This is a genomic window from Rhizobium sp. Leaf371 (assembly GCF_001424045.1).
In the GTDB taxonomy this organism is placed as follows: domain Bacteria; phylum Pseudomonadota; class Alphaproteobacteria; order Rhizobiales; family Rhizobiaceae; genus Ferranicluibacter.
Genome location: NZ_LMQB01000001.1, coordinates 139,513 through 159,548, shown reverse-complemented (window position 1 = coordinate 159,548; position 20,036 = coordinate 139,513). Strand labels below are relative to the sequence as shown.

The window sequence follows — 20,036 nt, the reverse complement described above, 5'->3', positions numbered from 1 at the left end:
NGCGGTCGAGAAGGATGACCGGGATGTTCGCATCCTTGGCTTCGCCGAGCACTTCGTCCCAGCCCGTCGCAACGACCGGCGCGACGAAGATCGCATCGACGCCCTGCGCGATGAACGAGCGCAGTGCCTTGATCTGGTTTTCCTGCTTCTGCTGGGCATCGGCGAACTTCAGGTCGATGCCGCGCTTTTCGGCTTCCTGCTTCGTGACCGTGGTTTCGGCCGCACGCCAGCCGGACTCGGAGCCGATCTGCGAAAAGCCGACCGTCATGTCGGCAGCGGATGCGCTCGAGAAAACGCAGCCAGCGAGAACCGTTGCACAGCTAAGTGCCTTAACAAACTTCATGATTTCCTCCCAAAAATCGCTCCTCAGCGATGGCCGTATATAGTCATACAATATGACTTTAGTAAAGTGGATCGGCGGGCGAAATTCCCACCTTTTGATATTTTTCACGCACATTCTGCGGTCCAAGGACTGCTCTTAACAGCGCGTGCAAAAGCACCCGCGCCGGGCGGCGCGGGTGCTTCGTTTTCAATGACTTAAGACTTCGGTGCCGGGTTGCTCTGGCCGTAATAGGCGCCGGGACCATGCTTGCGCTTGAAGTGCTTGGCGAGCAGTTCCGGCTCGATCTGCGGCAGCTTCGGCGCGAGCTGCAGCGACATCATCGCCATATGGGCGATACACTCGACGGCGACGGCGACCTCGACCGCCTTCGCCACCGTCTTGCCCCAGGTGAACGGGGCATGGCGGTTGACGAGCACGCCCGGAAAATCGAGCGGATCGGCATTGCCCAGGCACTCGACGATGACGTTGCCCGTTTCCCATTCGTAGGCCGTGCCGATCTCCTCGGCCGTCATCTTGCGGGTCACGGGAATATCGCCGTTGAAATAGTCGGCATGCGTCGTCCCGAAGATCGGGATCGACAGGCCGGCCTGGGCGAAGGCCGTCGCGTGCGAGGAATGCGTGTGCACGACGCCGCCGATCTCCTCGAAGGCCATCAGCAGGCGGCGATGCGTCGGCGTGTCGGAGGACGGGTTGAGCATCCCCTCCACCCGCTTACCGTCGAAATCGACGATGACCATGTCCTCGACCGTCATCGCCGTATAGTCCACGCCGCTCGGCTTGATCGCAAAGACGCCGCGGGCGCGGTCCACAGCGCTCGCATTGCCGAAGGTCAGGTTGATCAGGCCGTGGCGCGGCAGCGAGACGTTCGCCTCATAGGCTTCGCGCTTCAGTTCCGTATAGACCGACATGGCGCCCTCAGCCCCGGATGCCGCGGGCGAAGTGGTAGTACACCTCGTTGTTGCGCAGATCCTGCTTGAAGGCCGGCAGCGTCGTATCGTCGTTGATCAGCGCGAGCTCGATGCCGGCGATGGTGGCGAAGTCTTCCAGCATTTCGGTGGTCACGTCGTAGCTGTAGACCGTGTGGTGTGCGCCGCCGGCGAGGATCCAGGAGGTGCAGGCGGTCTTGAAGTCCGGCTTGCATTCCCAGACGGCGCGCGCGACCGGCAGCTTCGGCAGGTCGGGATGCTCGACGGACGTGACTTCGTTGACCAGCAGGCGGAAGCGGTTGCCGAGATCGATCAGCGATGCGTTCAGCGCCGGGCCCTTGACGGCGTCGAACACGAGGCGGACCGGATCGTCCTTGCCGCCGATGCCGAGCGCATGGATCTCGACCGACGGCGTGCCGCTGGCGATCGTCGGGCAGATTTCCAACATGTGCGAGCCAAGCACCTGCTCGGAGCCGGGGGCCATGTGGTAGGTATAGTCTTCCATGAAGGAGGTCGCGCCGGTCAGGCCTTCGCCCATGACCTTCAGGGCGCGCAGCAGAGCCGACGTCTTCCAGTCGCCTTCGCCGGCAAAGCCGTAGCCGTCGGCCATCAGGCGCTGCGGCGCCATGCCCGGCAGCTGCGTCAGGCCATGCAGGTCTTCGAACGTCGTGGTGAAGCCCTTGAAGCCGCCTTCTTCGAGGAAGGCGCGGATGCCGAGTTCCTGGCGGGCGTTGTAGAGCAGCGAGTCGTGACGGGCGCCGCCTTCGGCAAGCTCCGGCACGACCTTGTAGAGCTTGACATATTCGGCGGCGAGCGCCTTGACGTCTGCGTCGCTGACGGCGTTCATCCGGGCAGCGAGATCGCCGATGCCATAGGTGTTGACCGAGAAGCCGAACGCCATTTCGGCCGAAACCTTGTCGCCATCGGTGACGGAAACGAAGCGCATATTGTCGCCGAAGCGGCAGAAGCGGGCGCCCTGCCAGTCATGCCAGGCGCGAACGGCGCGGATCCAGGCGTCGATGCGCTGGTGGACTTCCGGGTCGGTCCAGTGACCGACGACGACCTTGCGGCCGAGGCGCAGGCGCGTGTGCAGGAAGCCCGCTTCGCGGTCGCCATGCGCCGACTGGTTGAGGTTCATATAGTCCATGTCGATCGTTGCCCAGGGGAGTTCGCGATCGTACTGGGTGTGGAGGTGCAGGAACGGCTTGTTCAGCTGCGCCAGCCCGCGGATCCACATCTTGGCCGGCGAGAAGGTGTGCATCCAGAGAATGAGACCGGCGCATTCCGCATCGGCATTCGCCTCGATGCAGAGCTCGGCGGCCTGTTCCGGCGTTGTCACGATCGGGCGGCAGACGATTTCGAGCGGAAAATTGCCGGTATCGTCGAGCGCCTTGGCGATCTCCTCGGCATGCGCGGTGACCTGCTGCAGGGCTTCCGGGCCATAGAGGTGCTGCGAGCCGCAGACGAACCAGATTTTAGCGGGCTTCAAACCAAACATCGTATCAGTCCTTGTTGTCTATCCTGTCGCACCGTGGAGGGTGCGGAATCATCAGCTGTTGGCGGCGTATTTGATGTCGATCAGGCTCTTCATCAGGCCGGAGAGATCGGCCTGCTTGTTGAGACCGCCGAAGCTGTCATGGAGGTCGCGGTAGAGCGCGTAGAGGTCGTTATAGACCGTCTGGTTTTGCGCGACCGGCGTGTAGCGCTCTTCGCGCAGCGAGGTCATCGCCGATTGCGCGGCCTCGAAATCCGTGTGCGCGCCGGCCAGAACCGAGGCGGCGATGGCGCCGCCCAGCGCGCAGGTCTGGCTGGAGCCGGCAACCAGCATGGTGCAGCCGGTGACGTCGGCATAGATCTGCATCAGCATCGGGTTCTTCTCGGCAATGCCGCCGGTGCAGACGACGCGATCGACCGCGACGCCATAGTCCCGGATGCGCTCGATGATGGCGCGGGCACCGAAGGCCGTCGCCTCGACCAGCGCGCGATAGATCTCGGCGCGGGTCGTGTAGAGCGTCTGCCCGAGGATCAGGCCCGAGAGGCGCTGGTCGACGAGAATGGTCCGGTTGCCGTTGTTCCAGTCGAGCGCCAGGAGGCCGCTCTGGCCGGGCTTCAACTGCTCGGCTTCCGCCGTCAGTTCGCCATGCAGCGCGCCGGAGCCGCCGCAGACGCCCTCGACCCACCATTTGAAGATGTCGCCTACAGCCGACTGTCCGGCCTCGACGCCGAAGAAGCCGGGAAGAATCGAGCCTTCCACGATGCCGCAGATGCCGGGAATGTCGCCCGGCTGCGTCTTGACCGGCACGACGGCGCAGTCGCAGGTGGAGGTGCCGATGACCTTGACCAGCGTCCCCTCCTCGACACCGCAACCGATCGCGCCGTAATGGACGTCGAAGGCGCCGACGGCGATCGGGATGCCCGCGGGCAGGCCGAGCTTCTCAGCCCATTCGGCCGACAGCGCCCCGGCCGGGGTCGCCGCGTCATAGGCCTTGTCGTAGAGCCGGTCGCGCAGGTCGGCGATCGCAGGATCGAGCATGGCCAGGAATTCCTTGTCCGGCAGCCCGTTCCACGCCGTATTGTAAAGCGCCTTGTGGCCGGCCGCGCAGACGCCGCGCACGATGTCGCGCGGGCTCCTGACGCCCGCGAGAACCGAAGGGACCCAGTCGGCCAGCTCGACCCAGGAATGGGCGGCGGCGAACACGTCCGGGGCAACCGTCAGGCAGCGCCAGATCTTCGACCACCACCATTCCGACGAATAGGTCGAGCCGACCATGGCGATATACTGAGGACGATGCTCGCCGGCGATCTCGGTGATGCGGGCGGCCTCCCGCCAGCTCGTATGGTCCTTCCAAAGCCAGCACTGCGCGTTGGGGTTCGACTGGAATTCCGGCAGCATACCGAGCGCCTGGTTGGTCGCATCCACCGGCAGCGGGCTCGATCCCGTGCTGTCCACGCCGATGCCGGCCATCTTGGAGACGTCGAAATCCGGCTCGGTCACGGCCTGTTGCAAAGCACGCGACACGCTCTCCTGCAGGCCGTAGAGATAATCGGCCGGGCTCTGGCGCGCGACATTGTGGTCGCGCGGATCGAGCAGCACCCCTTGCGTCCCGCTCGGATAATTCACGACCCCCGTGCCGTATTCCTTGCCGTCGGACGCGCGCACGATGAGGGCGCGAACCGAATTGGTGCCATAGTCGATACCGAGAGTGAACATGAAAGCTCCAGAAAAATGCGAATGTCAGCCTGTCGAAACGTCACGAACCGCGGCGACCGCAACGCGTGATCGAGACACGCGCTGGGATCGCAGCGGAGATTTCAGGAACGGTGGTGGACCTCGTCTGGATCGGCAACGTCCAGCATGCAGGACGACCCGCGCGGCCTTGCAGCCCGCCGATCCCGCATGCATCCAGATCCCGATTCCCCTCCCGAAGCCCGATTCTCCTCCCGAAAATGCCGTTTCGTCACCGGCGCGGACAGAAAAATCATATTGTAATACTTTTGTAAACAGGGAACCTGCGCTTTTCCGCATGGACAGAATATCGCCTGCGCAAGTCCGTGCAGATTGGCACGGGAGTGTGACAGCGAAAAGGCCGATGCATCGACATGCACCGGCCTTTTTGGATGGTGATCAGCGTCTCTGACCGCTCAGACGGCCAGGCGCTTGGAAACCTGGTCGCGAAGCGCGTTCAGATCCTTGGCGAAGGCGCGGATGCCTTCGGAAAGCTTCTCGGTCGCCATCGCATCTTCGTTCAGCATCCAGCGGAACGTCTTCTCGTCCATGTGGATCTTGTCCACCGGCGTGACGTTGTCGGGCGAAAGCTTGCGCTCCAGCTTGCCCTCGTCCTTGGACAGGTCTTCGAGCAGCGCGGGGCTGATTGTCAGGCGGTCGCAGCCGGCAAGCGCTTCGATCTCGCCGATATTGCGGAACGAGGCGCCCATGACGACGGTCTTGATGTCGTTGGCCTTGTAGTAGTTGTAGATCTCGCGGACCGAGACCACGCCCGGATCGGTTTCGGACGTGTACTTTTCGCCCGTGGACTTGACGTACCAGTCGAGAATGCGGCCGACGAAGGGGGAGATGAGGAAGGCCTTGGCATCGGCGCAGGCAACGGCCTGAGCCATGCTGAAGAGCAGCGTCAGGTTGCAGTCGATGCCTTCCTTCTGCAGCACTTCGGCGGCACGGATGCCTTCCCAGGTGGAGGCGAGCTTGATCAGGATGCGGTCGCGTTCGATGCCGCGCTCCTTGTAGGCAGCGATGATGGCGCGGCCCTTGGCGATCGAGCCTTCGGTGTCGAAGGACAGGTCGGCATCGACTTCGGTCGAGACGCGGCCGGGAACGAGCTTGGACAGCTCCGCCCCCACGGACACGGCCAGACGGTCGGCAACGGCGCTGACCAGCGCATCGCCCGAGGTCGACTGGCTTTTCGCCCAGGTCACGGCTTCGGCATTGATCTCGTCGAACAGCGGTGTTCCCAGTGCCTTCAGCACGATGGTCGGGTTGGTCGTGCAATCCACCGGCTTGAGGCGGGCAACGGCCTCGATATCACCGGTGTCGGCCACGACGGTCGTGATGCCGCGTAATTGTTCCAGCTTGGACATCATCTTCGCCTTTCGTCTTCTTTCGTCGGGAGGTGCGGAATGCGGCCTCAGCGGCGCGTGCATGCTGCCCTCGATAGGACTTCGCCGCTGTGCGACGCTGGGTGACACCGAACGGGGAAAACGGGCAACCGGTTCCATTTTCGGCTCGTCTGGATATGAGGAGCTTGATGACTTTTGTCAAATCGTTTATTCAAAAGTTGTGCGGTCGGCGCCCTATTTACGGCGTCATTCGGACGGCCACGAAACTTCAGCCCGCTTGCGCGACGACGCTGACGCGGCAACCGCTGACGCGGAGGGATAGACGCCTTGGCCAGACTGGACCGGACCCATCACAACATCCTGCTCGACACGCGCTCCCTGCGCCTGCGGGCGGCCTGGCTCTATTACAACAGGGGATTGACGCAGAAGGACATCGCCGAAAACCTCGGCATCAGCCGCGCGACCGTGATCCGCATGCTGGACGAGGCGGTGAAGCGGGCGGAAGTGCAGATCTGGATCAACGAGACGCCGGAGGACTGCACCGGCCTTGCGCTGCGGCTCGAGGAAAAGCTCGGGCTGGACGAGGCGATCGTCGTGCCGGGCGAAGGCGACGTGGATGAAACGGCGCGGGATGTCGGGGCGGCGCTCGGCACCTTCCTGTCGGAGGTCATCCGCGATGGCAATGTGGTCGGCGTCGGCTGGGGCCGCACGCTCAGCGCCTCGCTGCAGACCTTTCGCCCGCCGCGCATGGAGAAAGCCAAGATCGTGTCGCTGCTTGGCGGGCTGATCGAGACCTCCACCCTCAATCCGGTCGATTATTCCTGGCGTCTGGCAAGCGCGCTCGGAGCGGATTGCATGCTGATGCTGGCGCCCCTGATCGTGGACAGCGAGGAAACCAAGGCGCGCCTGATCGAGCGCTGCGGGCTGGACCGGCTGTTTGCCACCGCCGAGATGCTCGACATCGCCGTCGTCAGCTGCGGCGATTTCAGCGCCCACGGCTCCTCCCTCTCCCCGGGCTTTCTCCTGCCGGAAGATCTGAAGGCGCTGCTCGCGGCCGGCACGGTCTGCGATACGCTCTGTCATTTTCTCGACGCGGCGGGAAACAGCGTCGATCACCCGCTCAACCGGCGCGTCATGTCCGTCGGCCTCTCCGCCGTCGCCAAGGCCCGACACGTCGTCATTGCCTCGGGCGGCCGCAAGCGCGTCGCGGCAATCCGCGCCACCATGGCCCGCACCGGCTGCCACACGCTCATCACCGACGAAGCCGCGGCACGGGGTCTACTCGAAACGGCCTGAGAGCATGCCTGCGTGTGCGCGGAACATGCGACGATGGGGGAACAGAAAGCCGGTCTGCGCTGTTGTCTTCGGGAAACGAACCCAAGGAGACACACATGGCGCATACCGATGACACCGCGAAGGTCTGGGACCTGATCGACAAGATCGGCTTCTGCATGCTGGCAACCGAAAGCGGCAACGACATCCGCGCGCGGCCGATGGCGGCCTATGTCGAGCGCATGGAAAATTCCGTCTACTTCCTGACGGATGCCGACAGCCACAAGGACGAGGAAGTCGAAGCCCACCCCAATGTGTGCCTGGCCTTCGCCGACTCGAAGGGACACAAATACGTCTCGCTCTCCGGCACCGCGTCCGTCGAGAACGACCGCGAGAAGATCAAGGAACTTTGGGGTACGCCGGCCAAGGCCTGGTGGGACAGCCCGGATGATCCGAAGATCCGCATCCTGCGCGTCACCCCGTCCTTCGCCGAATACTGGGACAGCCCCGGCACCGTCATCAGCTATATCAAGATGGCCGCCGCCGCCGTGTCCAACACGAGGCCCGACATGGGCGAGAACGCCAAGGTCAATCTCTGATCGGTTTCCCGTGACCGATCACGTCCAACGGCGCGGCTTCCCAGCCGCGCCGTCTTTCGTAGTCTCTCTGACGCGTCAATGTCGACAACCTGTATTACCCCATGGTAGACATCTTACGGCTCTGCTCATCGAGGGCAGTGCCGAATGCAGGGAGGTCTCATGACGGAAGCGGTATCGCCGGAAGCGGTTCGCGCCCGCGGCTCGGGAACGCAGAGCGTCTACGCGGCCTTGCGGGCCGAAATCCTCTCCATGACGCTGTCGCCCGGCAGTCCGCTCGACGAGGTCCGCCTGTCGGAACGCTTCGGCATGTCGCGCACGCCCATTCGCGAAGCGCTGCTGCGCCTGTCCGCCGATGGTCTCGTGACGACGCTGCCGAACCGCAACACCATCGTCGCCACCATCGATTTCGCCGCCCTGCCACCCTATTTCGACGCGCTTACGCTCATGTACCGCGTCACGACCCGCGCCGCCGCCGCGCGCCGCGATGCCGTGCAGATGGCGGAGATCCGACGGCATCAGCAGGCGTTCGCCGAGGCGGTCGAGGCGCATGATGCCTATGGTATGATCGAGGCCAATCGCGAGTTCCACGTCGCCATCGCCGTGCTCGGCGGCAATCCCTATTACGTCACCTTCTTCAGCCGCCTGCTGGACGAGGGTCGGCGCATCCTGCGGCTCTATTATTCAACCTTCGACGACCGCCTTCCCCGCCAATATGTCGAGGAACATGAGGCCTTCATCGCCGCGATCGAGGCGGGCGACGTGGAGGAATGCGACCGGCTGGCCATCGCCCATGCCGCGCAGATCGTGCGGCAGATCCAGGAATATGTCGCCCGCGACATGGGCAAGGCGACGGCCATCCAAAACCTCTAGGAAGCGGGACGGCGTCACACCGCTCACCGTCAGACACACAGAAAGCCTGTCATGCCCCATCCCGATTTCGGCCTTCCCACGTTCATTTCCGATGCCGAGCGGCAGGAGCGTCTCGACAGGCTGCGCGCGCGCCTCGATGCACAGGGTCTTGCCGGCCTCCTGCTCGGATCTTCGAAAAGCCTGCAATATTTCACCGGCCTTCATTGGCATGCGAGCGAGCGCCTGCTCGGCGCTCTGGTGACCCCGACCGCGCTGCACTACATCGTTCCCGGTTTCGAGCAGAGCCGCGTCGAGACCCTGCCGCATCTGCCGGGCGACATCGCCGTCTGGCAGGAGGAGGAAAGCCCGGCCGACCTCGTCCGCCGCATCCTCGGCGCGACGGGCACGCTCGCGCTCGACGACGCCCTGCCGCTCGCGATCTATCACCCGCTGGCGACGGCCTTCGGCGCGGAACGTCTCGTGGATGGCGGGCCGGTCGTCCGCGACATCCGGATCGTCAAATCGCCCGCCGAGATCGCCATCATCCAGCATGCCATGACCCTGACGCTCGAAGTGCACAAGCGGGCGCATGCGCAGATGGCGCCGGGCGTGCGGGCCTCCGACATCGTCCGCTTCATCGACCGCGAGCACCGGGCGCTGGCCGGGTCTGGCTCTACCTTCTGTATCGTGTCCTTCGGCACCGCGACCGCCCTGCCCCACGGCGCGGATGGCGATCAGGTTCTGGCCGAAGGCGATGCGATCCTGGTCGATACCGGCACGCGGATCGACGGTTATCACTCGGATCTCACCCGCACCTATATGCTGGGCGAAGCGACGCCGGAGTTTTCGCGCGCCTGGAGCATCGAGCGGGAGGCGCAGCAGGCGGTGTTCGACGCCGCCCGCCTCGGCGCACCCTGCCACAGCCTCGACGATGCCGCCCGCGGCGTGCTGGTGCGCCACGGCCTCGGCCCCGACTATACGCTTCCCGGCCTGCCCCATCGCGCCGGGCACGGTCTGGGGCTCGAGATCCACGAGCATCCCTATATCGTGCGCGGCAACACGCTGCCGCTGCGCGCCGGCATGGTGTTTTCCAACGAGCCGATGGTCGTCTTCCCCGACCGCTTCGGCGTTCGCCTGGAGGATCACATCTACATGACCGAGACGGGCCCGAAATGGTTCACCGAACCGGCACCGGGACCGACCCGGCCGGTGGCGTAAGAGTCGGCGGCGGGCGAACCGGACGGCTTGCCCTCGCCGGCTTCAGACCGCCGCCGCCGCATCGATCCGCGCCTGACCGCCGACGACAGGCGCGAAGGCTTCCCAGACGCCACGGGCCCCCTGCCGCCATGCGGCGATATCCGGCACCTCCAGCACCTGCCCGCCATGCGACAGCGCGGTCGCCACGCTCGTCTCCTCGTCGGCGACGATCAGCCCGTTGAAATATGCAGCACCTTGCCTGGAGGCGTCGCGCAACACCTGCTGCTCCTCCGGCGAAAGCCCATTCCAGAAGCTGCCGGCGAAATAGACGACGCCGGAGGCGCGGATATGCCCGGTCAGCATCATCACCGGCACGACCTCATAGAGCTTGAAGCCGGCATAGGCGGATTTCGTCAGATCCATCGCATCGGCGACGCCGGTGGAGAGCGCGTTGTAGGTCTCGGTGATCGGAATGCCGACCGGCACGGCGCCGAAGCCCGACCAGAGTTTCGTATGGAGCGGGCTCTGGATCACGCGGATCTTCCGCCCGGCCATCTCCTCCGGCCGCAGGATCGGCTCCTTGGCAAGCAGATGCCGCGCGCCGTAATCGATGAAGCCGGTGGCGATGAAGTTCTGGGCCTCGAGCCTTTCCTGAAGGTCGGCCCCGATCGCGCCCTCGACCACCCGCGCGACATGCGCCGCATCCCGGTAGAGAAACGGCAGGTCGAGGATCTGCAGCTCCGGCACCCAGCCGGAGAGCGAGGATGCCGTGGAAAGGCTTGCCTGCACGGCGCCGAGCCGCGTCGCCTCGGCCACCTCCTTCTCCCCGCCGAGCGCGCCATTGGCGACGATGTTGAAGCGGAAGCGTCCGGGCATGCGGCTTTCCACCTGCTCGGCGATATGCCGCCAGATCCTGGTTTCCGGCTTGTCCTCGCCCAGCAGCGAGGCGACCGTGATGCTCGTGGTTTTCGCCGAGGCCGGTCGGATAAAAGCGGGCGCGAACAGGCCCGCGGCCAGGGTGGACGTCAGGAAGGTACGGCGGGTGGTCATGGACATGGGTTCGGGATCCTCAAGGACGGAAGATGAGCGCGAGGGCGGACAGGATGAACAACGAGACGAGAAGCGCTGCGAGATAGGGAAGCACGGCACGAAACAGGGCGGAGGCCGGAACGCCGGTGACGCCGGACACGACATAGACGAGCAGGCCGAGCGGCGGCGTCAGCCCGTGAATCATCAGGTTGACCACGAGGATCACCCCGAAGTGGACAGGATCGAGGCCGGCCGCCACGGCGGCCGGGAGCAGCACGGGACCGATCAGCAGGATCGCCGCGCCGATATCGAGGATCAGCCCCAGCGCCAGCAGAACGAGATTGGAAAGCAGAAGGACAGCGAGCGCGCTGCCGCCGAGCAATGTCACGACGGACTGCATGACCCCGGCGATATCATCGACCGCAAGCAGAAAAGCGAAGGGCGCGGCCGTCCCGATGAGGAGACCGATGGCGGACGCCTCGACGGCCGCCTGCCGGAACACGCCGGCGATACTTTGGACGCCGCGCTGCGCCACCAGAGCGAGGACGAGCGTGTAGACGGCCGCGAGGGCCGCAGCCTCCGTGGTCGTGACGATGCCGACGCGGATGCCGAAGACGACGATGAGCCCGAGCCCGAAGGCGGGAACGGCCGAGAGGGCCGCGCGCGCCTGCACGCCGCGCCCGACGCGCGGCATGCGCCCGTGATCGCCGGCCGTGAGCGCAATGGCGACCGCAAGGCAGAGCGCCATCAGCCCGCCCGCAACGAAGCCGCCGGTCAGCAGCGCGCCGATCGACAGATTGGTGGCAGTCGCAAGGAGCAGGAAGGCGATGGAGGGCGGAATGACATTGTCGAGCACGGAGGTCGCGGCGACGATGGCGCCGGCCTGTGCCGGCGGATAGCCATGACGCACCAGCTCCGGCTGGAAGGTCGCGGCCCCGAAGGCGGCGTTGGCCACCGACGAACCGGAGGCGCCCGAAAACAGCACGCCGGTGAGAAGCACGGTCTGCGCGAGGCCGGCGCGGCGGTGCCCGACGAGGCTTGCGGCAAACCGTACCAGCCGGTCGGCTGCACCCGACGCGGTGAGAAGCGCGCCCGTGAGCAGAAAGAACGGCACGGCGAGCAGCAGGAATTTGGACAGGCCGGCAACCGTGGTCGACAGAACGGCCGGCTCCGGCAGGCTGCTGCCGAAGGCGATTGCCACCGCAGCGGCCGCAAGGAACGCGTGCGAGAGCGGCGCCGACAGAAGGAGCCCGAGCCCCGCGACCAGCGCCAGCCAGACGCTTGGCGGCCAGGATGTGTCGATGACGAACCGGCCCGCGAGAAGATGGAGCGTCACGCCCAGCAGCGGCCCCGCCACCGCCCGCAACATGTCCCCTTGGGCGATCCGGGTGAGAAACAGCATCACCAGCAGGGCACCGCCACCGAAGAGCGGCAGAGCGAACCGCAGCGCCTCGGGAACGCCGAGCGTTGGCGACATGCCGCCGACCATGCCGACGACCGCCCATCCGCCGAAGACGAGGACCAAGCCGGCCAGCACCGAGACCGCATCCGCGCCGATGAGAGCGACCCGCTGCGGCAGGGGCGGCAGCCGCAACACCAGACTGTCGAGCCGCATGGCCAGCGGCCCGCTCAAGGCCAGCGGCGCGCCGAGGGAGATGAGAGCGATGTGCAGCCAGATTCCGAGATCTTCCGCGCCCATCATCCCGGACCCGAACCCGTAGCGCAGCACGACGCCCGAAATGACGACGCAGAGCATGACAGCAAGCACGAGCCCGGCCAGCGTCCCCAGAAGACGGTCGGCCACGCGTAAGAGGGCGCCGGCGATCCGCGCGGACGCACCGAGATCGCCTTCCCCAAACTCCCCTTGCCCGCCAATCTCCCCTCGCCCACTCGTCTCGCGAAGGCCCGCGTCGGCTTCTTCGCGGTCGCGCACGGCCGTCACGCGGTCCACCACCGATAGAAATGGTGCACGGGACCCCGTCCCTTGCCGATCGACAGGTCGCGCCCGGCTTCCAGCGCCTGATGCAGAAAGGTTTTCGACAGGCTGATCGCCTCGACCACCGCGTAGCCGCGCGCAAGATGCGCCGTGATGGCGGCCGCCAGCGTGCAGCCCGTGCCGTGATCGTTGCGCGTCGCGATCCGCGGTGCGGCGAAGGTCCGCACGCTCTCGCCGTCGAACAGGAGGTCGGTGCTATCAGGCCCATCCCCGTGCCCGCCTTTGATCAGCACGGTTCTGGCCCCGGCTTTCAGGATCGCCTCGGCCTGCTTCGTCATGCCCGCGCGGTCCTGCGCGATCGGCATTCCCGTCAAAAGCGCGGCTTCCGGCAGGTTCGGCGTGACGATCGCGGCGCGCGGCACGAGCAAGCTGCGCAGCGCGTCGATCGCCTCTTCCCGCAGCAGCCGGTCGCCCGAGGTCGCGACCATGACGGGATCGAGCACGACCGGCCCGGAAAAGCCGGCAAGGCCTGTGGCGATCGTCTCGATGGTCTCGGCCCGCGACACCATGCCGATTTTCAGCGCCCGGACATCCATGTCGCCGAAGACCGCCGCCATCTGCGCGGCGATCGTGGCGCAGGAGATGTCCTCGACCGCCGTCACGCCCATCGTGTTCTGCGCCGTCACGGCGGTGATGACGCTGGTGGCAAAGGTCTCGAGCGCGGAGAACGTCTTGATATCGGCCTGGATGCCGGCACCGCCGCCGCTGTCGGAGCCGGCAATGGTCAAGGCGATCGCGGTCATGCCCGGCTCTCCAGCGCCGCATCCACGGCAGACCGGAACGCCCGGGTCGCCTCCCCGATATCGTGCGCGCGAAAGATCGCCGAGATCACGGCGACGCCATCGGCGCCGGACGCAATCACTTGGGACACGCGCGGCAGGTCGATCCCGGCGGTGGCGCTGACGGGCATATCCGGGCGACGCGCGCGGATGGTTTCCCGCAGCGCGCGCAGGCCCTCGAGCCCGACCGGCGGATCCGGATTGACCTTGGAAAGGGTCTGAAACACCCCGCCGATGCAGGCGTAATCCACCGGCGCACGGCCCGCCCGCTCCGCATCCGCGGCCGTTTTTACGGTGAGCCCGATGATCGCGCCGTCGCCGAGCAGACGTCGCGCGGTCTCCGCATCCATGTCGTCCGCCCCGAGATGCACCCCATGCGCACCCACCGCCAGCGCCACATCCACCCGGTCGTTGACGACGAAACCGACGCCGGTGCCGGCAAGGGCCTGCAGGATGGCGCGGGCACGCTCGATCATGATGCGGGTCGACGCCGTCTTGTCGCGATACTGGATCAGCGTCGCGCCGTTCCGGGCGGCGGCAAGCGCCAGATCCGGGAGAGGCGCGATCTCCGCGAGCGATGCATCGACGATCGCGTTGAGGCGATCGTCGACCTTAGGCGGTCTCGTGACGGTCATGTCGGATCCTTGCAAGATGAAGAATGTCGGCGTCGCCGATGGTGGCGAGCGCGTCGAGAAAGAGCGGCGCGAAGGTGCCGGGCCCCTGCGCCGCGGGTGCCGCGCGTTCGGCCGCAACGCCGGTGACCGTCAGGGCCGCCGCTGCCGCGCAGAGCGCATCCGGCTCGATGGCGAGAAAGGCGGCGATGACGCCGCCCGAGAGGCAGCCGGTGCCCGTCACCTGCGCCATGAAGGGATGCCCGTTGCCGATCTCGACGGAGACGCCGTCGATCTGCAGCAGATCGACCGGACCGGTGACGATCCGCAGGATGCCGGGCGTCTCCCCGATCAGGGCCATCTCGGCGCGATTGCCGCGCACGACGGTCGGCTGCAGCGCGATCAGCTCCCGCGCGAAGGCGAGCCGGGATGGCGAGTAATCGCAGTGGACGGGATCGACGATCCACGGCTTGCCCTGGTCCCGCGCCACCGCGACGCCGAGCCGGATCGCCTCCCGCCGTTCCGCGTCCAGCGTGCCGAGATTGACGGTCAGCGCATCGGCCCGTCCGACGAAGCTTTCCACCTCTTCGAGCGATCCGGTCATCGAGGGCAGCCCGCCGATGACCGTGATGCCGTCGGCCGTGAACTTCTGCACCACGCTGTTCATGAGGCAATGCACGCGCGGCCTTGCCTTCCGCACCCGCGCCAGCAGGCTGGCAACGGTCTCTGCCGTGACCCTGCTCATTTCAGCTCCACGGCGATCTCGGCGACATCCGGCGCCTTCGCGATCAGCCCCTCGTCCTTCATGAAGGCGCCGAAGCGGGCATAACGGCCGGTATCGAGCGCGGCGGGACGCTTGGCGAACCGCGGCAGCGTGTCGAAAAAGGCGGTGCGGTTCAGCTCGTCGTTCAGGTTCGGATAGGCCTTGGCAAACAGCGCCCAGGCCTCGTCCGGATGATTGGTGAGGAAGATCGCGGCGTCCTCCACGGCCGACAGAAAACGCGGCAGCCGGTCGTCCTCGATCAGATCCCGATGCGTGACGAAAACCAGCTCGTCATAAACGGGGATGCCGTGCTCCTCCAGGAAGAAGGCGCGGCCCGGATGCCCCTCGATCTTCATCTGGGTCAGCTCGAAATTGCGATAGCCGCCGATCGTCGCGTCGACCGCGCCGGAGATGAGCGAGGGCGACAGGGAGAAATTGACGTTGACGAGCTCGACGTCGCCCTTCCCCAGCCCTTCGGCGGCCAGCATGCGCTGCAGCAGGACATCCTCGAAGCCCGAGACGGAATAGCCGACCTTCCGGCCCTTCAGATCCTTCAGGCTCTTGATCGGCCCGTCCGCGAGAACCGTCACCGTGTTCAGCGGCGTTTCCACCAGCGTGCCGAAGCGCACGAGCGGCAGGCCCGCTTCGTGATCGCGGTAGAGATTGGGCTGGTAATGGATTCCGATATCCGCCTGCTTGGCCGCAACCAGCCGCGGCACGACGGAGGGGTCGGCCGGCGGCACCAGCGTGACTTCGAGCCCGGCCTTGGCAAACAGGCCCTTTTCCTGGGCGATCACCAGGGGCGCGTGGTCGGGATTGACGAACCATTCGAGCAGCACGGTCAGCTTGTCGGCCGCTTGGGCAGAGGTGGTCGCGAAAAGGCTCGTGACGGCGAGCGTCGCCGCGATGAGAAGACGGATCATTGAGATCTCCAGGTTGAGGCGGTTTGAGATGGTCTGCGGCCGGAATGCGGGCGATCGCCCTCGCGCGCCCAGGGCGCGAGACGGGCGGTGAGGAGATCGACCAGCAGGCGCAGGATGAGGGTCATGGCGGCGAGCACGGCCATGGCGGCGAAGACGGTGGCCGTCTGCATGCGGGCATTGGCCTGCACCATGACGAAGCCGAGGCCGGCCGACGCACCCACCCACTCGCCGACGACGGCCCCGAGCGGCGCGAGCGGCGCTGCAACCCGCAGGCCGGAAACGAGGCTCGGTAGCGCCAGCGGCGCGCGCACGGACACCAGCGCCTGCCAGTGGGAGGCCTGCGTCAGCGAGACCGCGTCCACGATGTCCCGCTCCGTCCGGTTCAGCCCGTCCGCAAAGGCGGAGGCGACGGGAAAGAAGATGATCAGCACCGTCATCGCCACCTTGGAGGCCATGCCGAAGCCGAGCCAGACGACGAGGATCGGCGCCAGCACGAAGACCGGCAGCGCCTGGAGAACCAGGATCGTCGGCCAGACGAACGGCCCGATGCGCGGATGCGCCGCAAGCGCAAACGCCGTGGCCGCACCGAGGATCGCGCCGGCCCCAAGCCCGATGAGGATTTCCGACAGGGTGACGAGGCTCTGCGCCAGAAGGAAATCCCACTGGTCCCGAAACACCATGGCGACAACGAGCGGCGACGGCAGCAGATAGACCGGCGGCGAAAACACGGCCGTCCCGGCCTGCCACAGAAGGATCAAGCCGCCGAGCCCCAGCGCCGCATGAAAAGCACGCACGGCTAGCCGCCGAAATCGCGCGGCGGAAAAAGCGGACGGGAAACGAACGGCATGAGCGATCTCCACACATTGGCGACGGAGATCCAGGCGAGCGGAGAAGAGAGAAAGGGCCGTGGGCGGACACCTGTTTTCCGTTCCTACGCCGGTATGACCCGGATCAGGTTCAAGGGTCCGGGCTCAACGCCCATCTCAGCACCGTTCGGTGCCCCCCTCGGAATGTCGCCAACCTATTGAGGTCCGGATGTTTTTGTCAACACCCTTTCGCACGCTGCCATCATGCAACGGCTGAGCCGCTCGAATTGCTCGTTTTTCCCCGTTGCCATGCGTTGGCCGCTCAAGCGCATGTTCCGCACGAAAGCGTTCGGACAACCGAGCGATCCCTCTCGCCTATGCGGCAATGGAAACCTTCAGGCCCAGAGCCGTGACGACACTGAAGAGGGTCGAAAGCTTCGGGTCGCCCTTCTCGCTGAGCGCCTTGTACAGCGCTTCCCGGGTCAGACCGCTATCCTTGGCGACCGCCGACATGCCCTTCGCACGGGCGATGTCGCCCAGCGCCACCGCGACAGATTTCGCATCACCTTCTTCCAGCGCGGCTTCGAGAGAAGCCAGCTGCTGCTGATCGCTCTTCAGGTGCACCTGAAGAGCGAATTTTGTCGTTTTGAGGGGCATGTTCAAATCTCCTTCGCCCGTCTCCTGGCCTCAACGATGGCCCGGGCCTGGCTCGATTTGTCGCCACCCCATAGGAGGATGACAGACTGACGCCCTTGCCAGACGAAGGAGACGCGATAACCGGGACCTTAGGTTATCCGCAACGCGCTGATACCCTCCCCGACCGGGTTCACATCACCGAAATTGCCGGTCTCAAGTTGGCGAATGCGCAGGACGCTCCTTGCTGCGGCGTTGTGATCGCGAAGCTCGCTCACCCATTTGGCAAAGACGAGGGTTTGGCGGACGTCGACCGTCCGTTAACGGCAGTTAACAGATTCAGTCTTGTCGACCAAGGCAGCATCATGCGTTTCGGCGCCATTTCAAGGCTTGCGCGTCGGAATATTAGAAGAGTCGAAACAAACGTGCGAGCCCTCTTGCGCAGTGCACAAAACCCGCGATAGAGACGATGGATGGCGACGGGTTGCATCACCTGAAACTTCGAGGGATATCCGGCATGACGACGACGCAAAGCCGGCTTGAAAAGGCCGTGGCCGTGATCGAGGCGGCGATGGAGATGGCGCTCGGCTTCTTCGAGACGCGCGCGACGATCGCCACGGGCAGCAAGGGTTTTCAGGATTTCGTCACCGAAGCCGACACCAGCGTCGAGCGCCTCGTGCGCGAACGGCTGGCGGAGGCGTTTCCGGGCGAGGCCGTGGTCGGCGAGGAGATGGGCGGCGTGGGCGGCGATGCCTACTGGATCATCGACCCGATCGACGGGACGGCGAACTTCCTGCGCGGCTCGCCGCTCTGGGGCATCTCACTCGGCCACGTCACCCATGGCCGGCCCGATCTCGGCGTCGTCGCCATGCCGGTGTTCCGCGAGATCTATGCCGCGGCCGACGGCACCGGGCTGATGCGCAACGGCCGGCCCTTCATCCGCACCGTGCCGTTCGAAGATGTGCGCGTGATGTCGCTCGGCAACGCCTCGCCGAACGAGGCCGACGAGGTCGCCGCCCTCACGGTCGGCCTGCGCCATGCCGGCTGGGTCGTCCAGTCGATCCGCTCCACCTCCATCGGCCTGCTCTTTGCCGCGCGCGGCACCTATGACGGCCATCTGCAGATGTACACGACGATGTGGGACATCGCCGGCGGCGCCGTCATCGCGCGTGAGGCCGGGCTGGAGGTGCGCATCGGGACGCGGCCCAACACCGGCAATGGCCCCGACATCCCCTGGATCGCAGCCGGCACGACGGCCCTGATCGCCGATACCGAGCCGCTCTGGCCGCACATCGCAGTTCCGCTCGACCGCCCTGTGATCGTCGCCGCCGAATAGCCCGCTCAGTTCGGGCGCGGCCAGTTTCGGATGCCGCCGGTCATCGTCTCGAACAGTCTGGAAAGCTTGAGCACCGCAAGGTCCGCAAAGCGTGGGCCCACGATCTGCAGACCGATCGGCAGGCCGGAGGCGGAGAAGCCCGCATTGATCGAAGCCGCCGGCTGCTCCGACATGTTCCACGGCACGGTGAAGGCGATGTGCTCGAAAGGCCGCTCCGGATCGTTGGTCGGCGAGGCCCAGTCGGCAGGATAGGAGACGATCGGATTGGTGGGCGAGATCACGGCATCCACGGTCGAGAACAGGATGGCCGCGGCCTTGCGCATCTCCATCGTCTGCCCGAACCCCGCAACGGCCTGCACACCGCTGACATCGGCGCCCTTTTCGGCCCAGGCGTAGATATAGGGAAGGATCGCCGCCCGGCGCTCGGGCGGGAGATCGCGGATGTCGCCCCAGAATTTCGCCCGCCAGAAATGGTCGAGACCGTCCAGCATCGCCCGCGTCAGGACGGGTCCGACCTCGACGATCTCGGCGCCCGCCGCCTCGAAGTGCCGGGCACCGGCCAGGATCGCCGCCTTCACCTCCGGCTCGGCCTCAAGACCGCAGCCGGCATCGAGCATCAGTCCGATCCGCAGGCCCTTGATGTCGATGTCGAGATCCATCCAGTCGATGGTGACGGGCGGCAGGCTCGTCGCATCCCGCCCGTCGGGCCGCGAGAGCGTGGCCATCGCAAAGGCCGCATCCTCCACGGTGCGCGTCATCGGCCCGGCGCAGCGACCGACATAATAGGGATCGATCGGGATGCGGCCATTGCTGGGCTTGAAACCGAAGAGCCCCGTCCAGCCGGCGGGAAGGCGAACCGAGCCGCCGATATCGGTGCCGATGTGCAGCGGCCCGTAGCCGGCGGCACCGGCCGCAGCCGCACCGGCGCTCGATCCGCCGGGGTTCATCGCCGTGTTCCAGGGATTGCGGCTCAAGGGGTGGAAACTCGACAGGCCGGAAGAGAGCATGCCGTAGTCGGGACAGGTGGTCTTGGCGAAGATGACGGCGCCATCCTCCCGCAGCCGCGCGGCGACCGGCGCGTCCGCCGCAGCCGGCGTCAGGATGGTGGCCGCGGTGCCGAGCGGCACGGGGGTCCCCTTGGTGGCGATCAATTCCTTCAGCGTCACCGGGATGCCGTCGAGCGGCCCGAGCGGCTCGCCCTTCTGCCAGCGCACGGTGGAGGCTGCGGCCTGGGCGCGCGCGGCCTCCAGATCATAGGCATAAAGCGCTGCGATCGAAGGTTCGAACGCCGTGATGCGGGCCTCGACCGCCTGCCAATATTCGGACGGCGACAGGGAGCGGTTCGCAAACCGGGCGCGCAATTGCGGAATGGTGGCGTCGAGAAGGTCGGTCATATCGT

At 66.0% G+C, this 20,036-nt stretch carries 19 protein-coding genes and 1 riboswitch; of the genes, 5 read left to right on the top strand and 14 right to left on the bottom strand.

The window, feature by feature from the left end; all coding sequences use genetic code 11:
• Position 1 precedes the first annotated feature (1 nt).
• From ASG39_RS22970 to tal, 5 genes are all read right to left on the bottom strand, one after another.
• Positions 2-343: substrate-binding domain-containing protein (locus ASG39_RS22970; RefSeq protein WP_156468009.1), on the bottom strand; the 342-nt coding region annotated here is incomplete at its 3' end.
• Positions 344-537: 194 nt separating this feature from the next.
• Positions 538-1,251 (bottom strand): L-ribulose-5-phosphate 4-epimerase AraD, encoded by a 714-nt coding sequence (gene araD / locus ASG39_RS00645; RefSeq protein WP_062591851.1) that lies wholly within the window; start codon positions 1,249-1,251, stop codon positions 538-540.
• A gap of 7 nt (positions 1,252-1,258) precedes the next feature.
• Complete coding sequence (gene araA, locus ASG39_RS00640; RefSeq protein WP_062591849.1) at positions 1,259-2,767, bottom strand: L-arabinose isomerase; 1,509 nt, start codon at positions 2,765-2,767, stop codon at positions 1,259-1,261.
• A gap of 51 nt (positions 2,768-2,818) precedes the next feature.
• Positions 2,819-4,480 carry a ribulokinase gene (locus tag ASG39_RS00635; RefSeq protein WP_062591847.1) on the bottom strand — a complete coding sequence of 554 codons (1,662 nt, stop codon included), beginning with the start codon at positions 4,478-4,480 and terminating at the stop codon, positions 2,819-2,821.
• Positions 4,481-4,911: 431 nt separating this feature from the next.
• A complete protein-coding gene (tal, locus tag ASG39_RS00630; RefSeq protein ID WP_062591846.1) occupies positions 4,912-5,868 on the bottom strand; it encodes a transaldolase in 957 nt (318 codons plus the stop codon).
• A 303-nt stretch (positions 5,869-6,171) separates the two neighbouring features.
• On the opposite strand from tal, the gene ASG39_RS00625 reads away from it, so the two are divergent.
• From ASG39_RS00625 to ASG39_RS00610, 4 genes are all read left to right on the top strand, one after another.
• Positions 6,172-7,140 (top strand): sugar-binding transcriptional regulator, encoded by a 969-nt coding sequence (locus ASG39_RS00625; protein WP_062591845.1) that lies wholly within the window; start codon positions 6,172-6,174, stop codon positions 7,138-7,140.
• A gap of 95 nt (positions 7,141-7,235) precedes the next feature.
• Positions 7,236-7,715 carry a pyridoxamine 5'-phosphate oxidase family protein gene (locus ASG39_RS00620; protein WP_062591844.1) on the top strand — a complete coding sequence of 160 codons (480 nt, stop codon included), beginning with the start codon at positions 7,236-7,238 and terminating at the stop codon, positions 7,713-7,715.
• Between the two features lie 159 nt (positions 7,716-7,874).
• Positions 7,875-8,585, top strand: coding sequence for a GntR family transcriptional regulator (locus ASG39_RS00615; RefSeq protein WP_062591843.1), 711 nt, complete (start codon positions 7,875-7,877; stop codon positions 8,583-8,585).
• Between the two features lie 51 nt (positions 8,586-8,636).
• Positions 8,637-9,782, top strand: a complete 1,146-nt coding sequence (locus tag ASG39_RS00610; protein WP_062591842.1) for a Xaa-Pro peptidase family protein — start codon at positions 8,637-8,639, stop codon at positions 9,780-9,782.
• A 42-nt stretch (positions 9,783-9,824) separates the two neighbouring features.
• On the opposite strand, the gene ASG39_RS00605 is transcribed toward ASG39_RS00610, so the two are convergent.
• The 8 genes from ASG39_RS00605 to ASG39_RS00570 form a co-directional block, all read right to left on the bottom strand.
• Positions 9,825-10,817, bottom strand: a complete 993-nt coding sequence (locus ASG39_RS00605) for a TRAP transporter substrate-binding protein (protein WP_062591841.1) — start codon at positions 10,815-10,817, stop codon at positions 9,825-9,827.
• A 13-nt stretch (positions 10,818-10,830) separates the two neighbouring features.
• Positions 10,831-12,615: a TRAP transporter large permease subunit gene (locus ASG39_RS00600; RefSeq protein ID WP_244481116.1), complete on the bottom strand. Its 1,785-nt coding sequence runs from the start codon at positions 12,613-12,615 to the stop codon at positions 10,831-10,833.
• 113 nt (positions 12,616-12,728) lie between these two features.
• Positions 12,729-13,529 (bottom strand): bifunctional hydroxymethylpyrimidine kinase/phosphomethylpyrimidine kinase, encoded by an 801-nt coding sequence (gene thiD, locus ASG39_RS00595; protein ID WP_062591832.1) that lies wholly within the window; start codon positions 13,527-13,529, stop codon positions 12,729-12,731.
• Complete coding sequence (gene thiE, locus ASG39_RS00590) at positions 13,526-14,200, bottom strand: thiamine phosphate synthase (protein WP_062591830.1); 675 nt, start codon at positions 14,198-14,200, stop codon at positions 13,526-13,528. The genes thiD and thiE overlap by 4 nt, the downstream gene beginning before the upstream one ends.
• On the bottom strand, positions 14,178-14,921 hold the full coding sequence (locus ASG39_RS00585; protein WP_062591828.1) for a hydroxyethylthiazole kinase: 744 nt from the start codon (positions 14,919-14,921) through the stop codon (positions 14,178-14,180). The genes thiE and ASG39_RS00585 overlap by 23 nt, the downstream gene beginning before the upstream one ends.
• Positions 14,918-15,862: an ABC transporter substrate-binding protein gene (locus tag ASG39_RS00580; protein ID WP_062591826.1), complete on the bottom strand. Its 945-nt coding sequence runs from the start codon at positions 15,860-15,862 to the stop codon at positions 14,918-14,920. Before ASG39_RS00580 ends, ASG39_RS00585 begins: the two co-directional genes overlap by 4 nt.
• Positions 15,859-16,656, bottom strand: coding sequence for an ABC transporter permease (locus tag ASG39_RS00575; RefSeq protein WP_062591823.1), 798 nt, complete (start codon positions 16,654-16,656; stop codon positions 15,859-15,861). Before ASG39_RS00575 ends, ASG39_RS00580 begins: the two co-directional genes overlap by 4 nt.
• A 117-nt stretch (positions 16,657-16,773) precedes the next feature.
• Positions 16,774-16,878: riboswitch (TPP riboswitch) on the bottom strand.
• Positions 16,879-17,043: 165 nt separating this feature from the next.
• Positions 17,044-17,325, bottom strand: a complete 282-nt coding sequence (locus ASG39_RS00570; RefSeq protein ID WP_062591821.1) for an addiction module antidote protein — start codon at positions 17,323-17,325, stop codon at positions 17,044-17,046.
• Positions 17,326-17,818: 493 nt separating this feature from the next.
• Here ASG39_RS00570 and ASG39_RS00565 point away from each other — a divergent pair, with 493 nt between their 5' ends.
• Entirely contained in the window at positions 17,819-18,637 is an 819-nt protein-coding gene (locus ASG39_RS00565) for an inositol monophosphatase family protein (protein WP_062591819.1), read from the top strand.
• A gap of 5 nt (positions 18,638-18,642) precedes the next feature.
• Here ASG39_RS00565 and ASG39_RS00560 read toward each other — a convergent pair whose 3' ends face one another.
• Entirely contained in the window at positions 18,643-20,031 is a 1,389-nt protein-coding gene (locus tag ASG39_RS00560; RefSeq protein WP_062591817.1) for an amidase, read from the bottom strand.
• Positions 20,032-20,036 lie beyond the last annotated feature (5 nt).

Coding starts and splice junctions, on each gene's coding strand:
- araD (WP_062591851.1), bottom strand. CDS start 1,251: ATGTCGGTCTATACGGAACTGAAGCGCGAAGCCTATGAGGCGAACGTC.
- araA (WP_062591849.1), bottom strand. CDS start 2,767: ATGTTTGGTTTGAAGCCCGCTAAAATCTGGTTCGTCTGCGGCTCGCAG.
- ASG39_RS00635 (WP_062591847.1), bottom strand. CDS start 4,480: ATGTTCACTCTCGGTATCGACTATGGCACCAATTCGGTTCGCGCCCTC.
- tal (WP_062591846.1), bottom strand. CDS start 5,868: ATGATGTCCAAGCTGGAACAATTACGCGGCATCACGACCGTCGTGGCC.
- ASG39_RS00620 (WP_062591844.1), top strand. CDS start 7,236: ATGGCGCATACCGATGACACCGCGAAGGTCTGGGACCTGATCGACAAG.
- ASG39_RS00615 (WP_062591843.1), top strand. CDS start 7,875: ATGACGGAAGCGGTATCGCCGGAAGCGGTTCGCGCCCGCGGCTCGGGA.
- ASG39_RS00610 (WP_062591842.1), top strand. CDS start 8,637: ATGCCCCATCCCGATTTCGGCCTTCCCACGTTCATTTCCGATGCCGAG.
- ASG39_RS00605 (WP_062591841.1), bottom strand. CDS start 10,817: ATGTCCATGACCACCCGCCGTACCTTCCTGACGTCCACCCTGGCCGCG.
- thiD (WP_062591832.1), bottom strand. CDS start 13,529: ATGACCGCGATCGCCTTGACCATTGCCGGCTCCGACAGCGGCGGCGGT.
- thiE (WP_062591830.1), bottom strand. CDS start 14,200: ATGACCGTCACGAGACCGCCTAAGGTCGACGATCGCCTCAACGCGATC.
- ASG39_RS00585 (WP_062591828.1), bottom strand. CDS start 14,921: ATGAGCAGGGTCACGGCAGAGACCGTTGCCAGCCTGCTGGCGCGGGTG.
- ASG39_RS00580 (WP_062591826.1), bottom strand. CDS start 15,862: ATGATCCGTCTTCTCATCGCGGCGACGCTCGCCGTCACGAGCCTTTTC.
- ASG39_RS00570 (WP_062591821.1), bottom strand. CDS start 17,325: ATGCCCCTCAAAACGACAAAATTCGCTCTTCAGGTGCACCTGAAGAGC.
- ASG39_RS00565 (WP_062591819.1), top strand. CDS start 17,819: ATGACGACGACGCAAAGCCGGCTTGAAAAGGCCGTGGCCGTGATCGAG.
- ASG39_RS00560 (WP_062591817.1), bottom strand. CDS start 20,031: ATGACCGACCTTCTCGACGCCACCATTCCGCAATTGCGCGCCCGGTTT.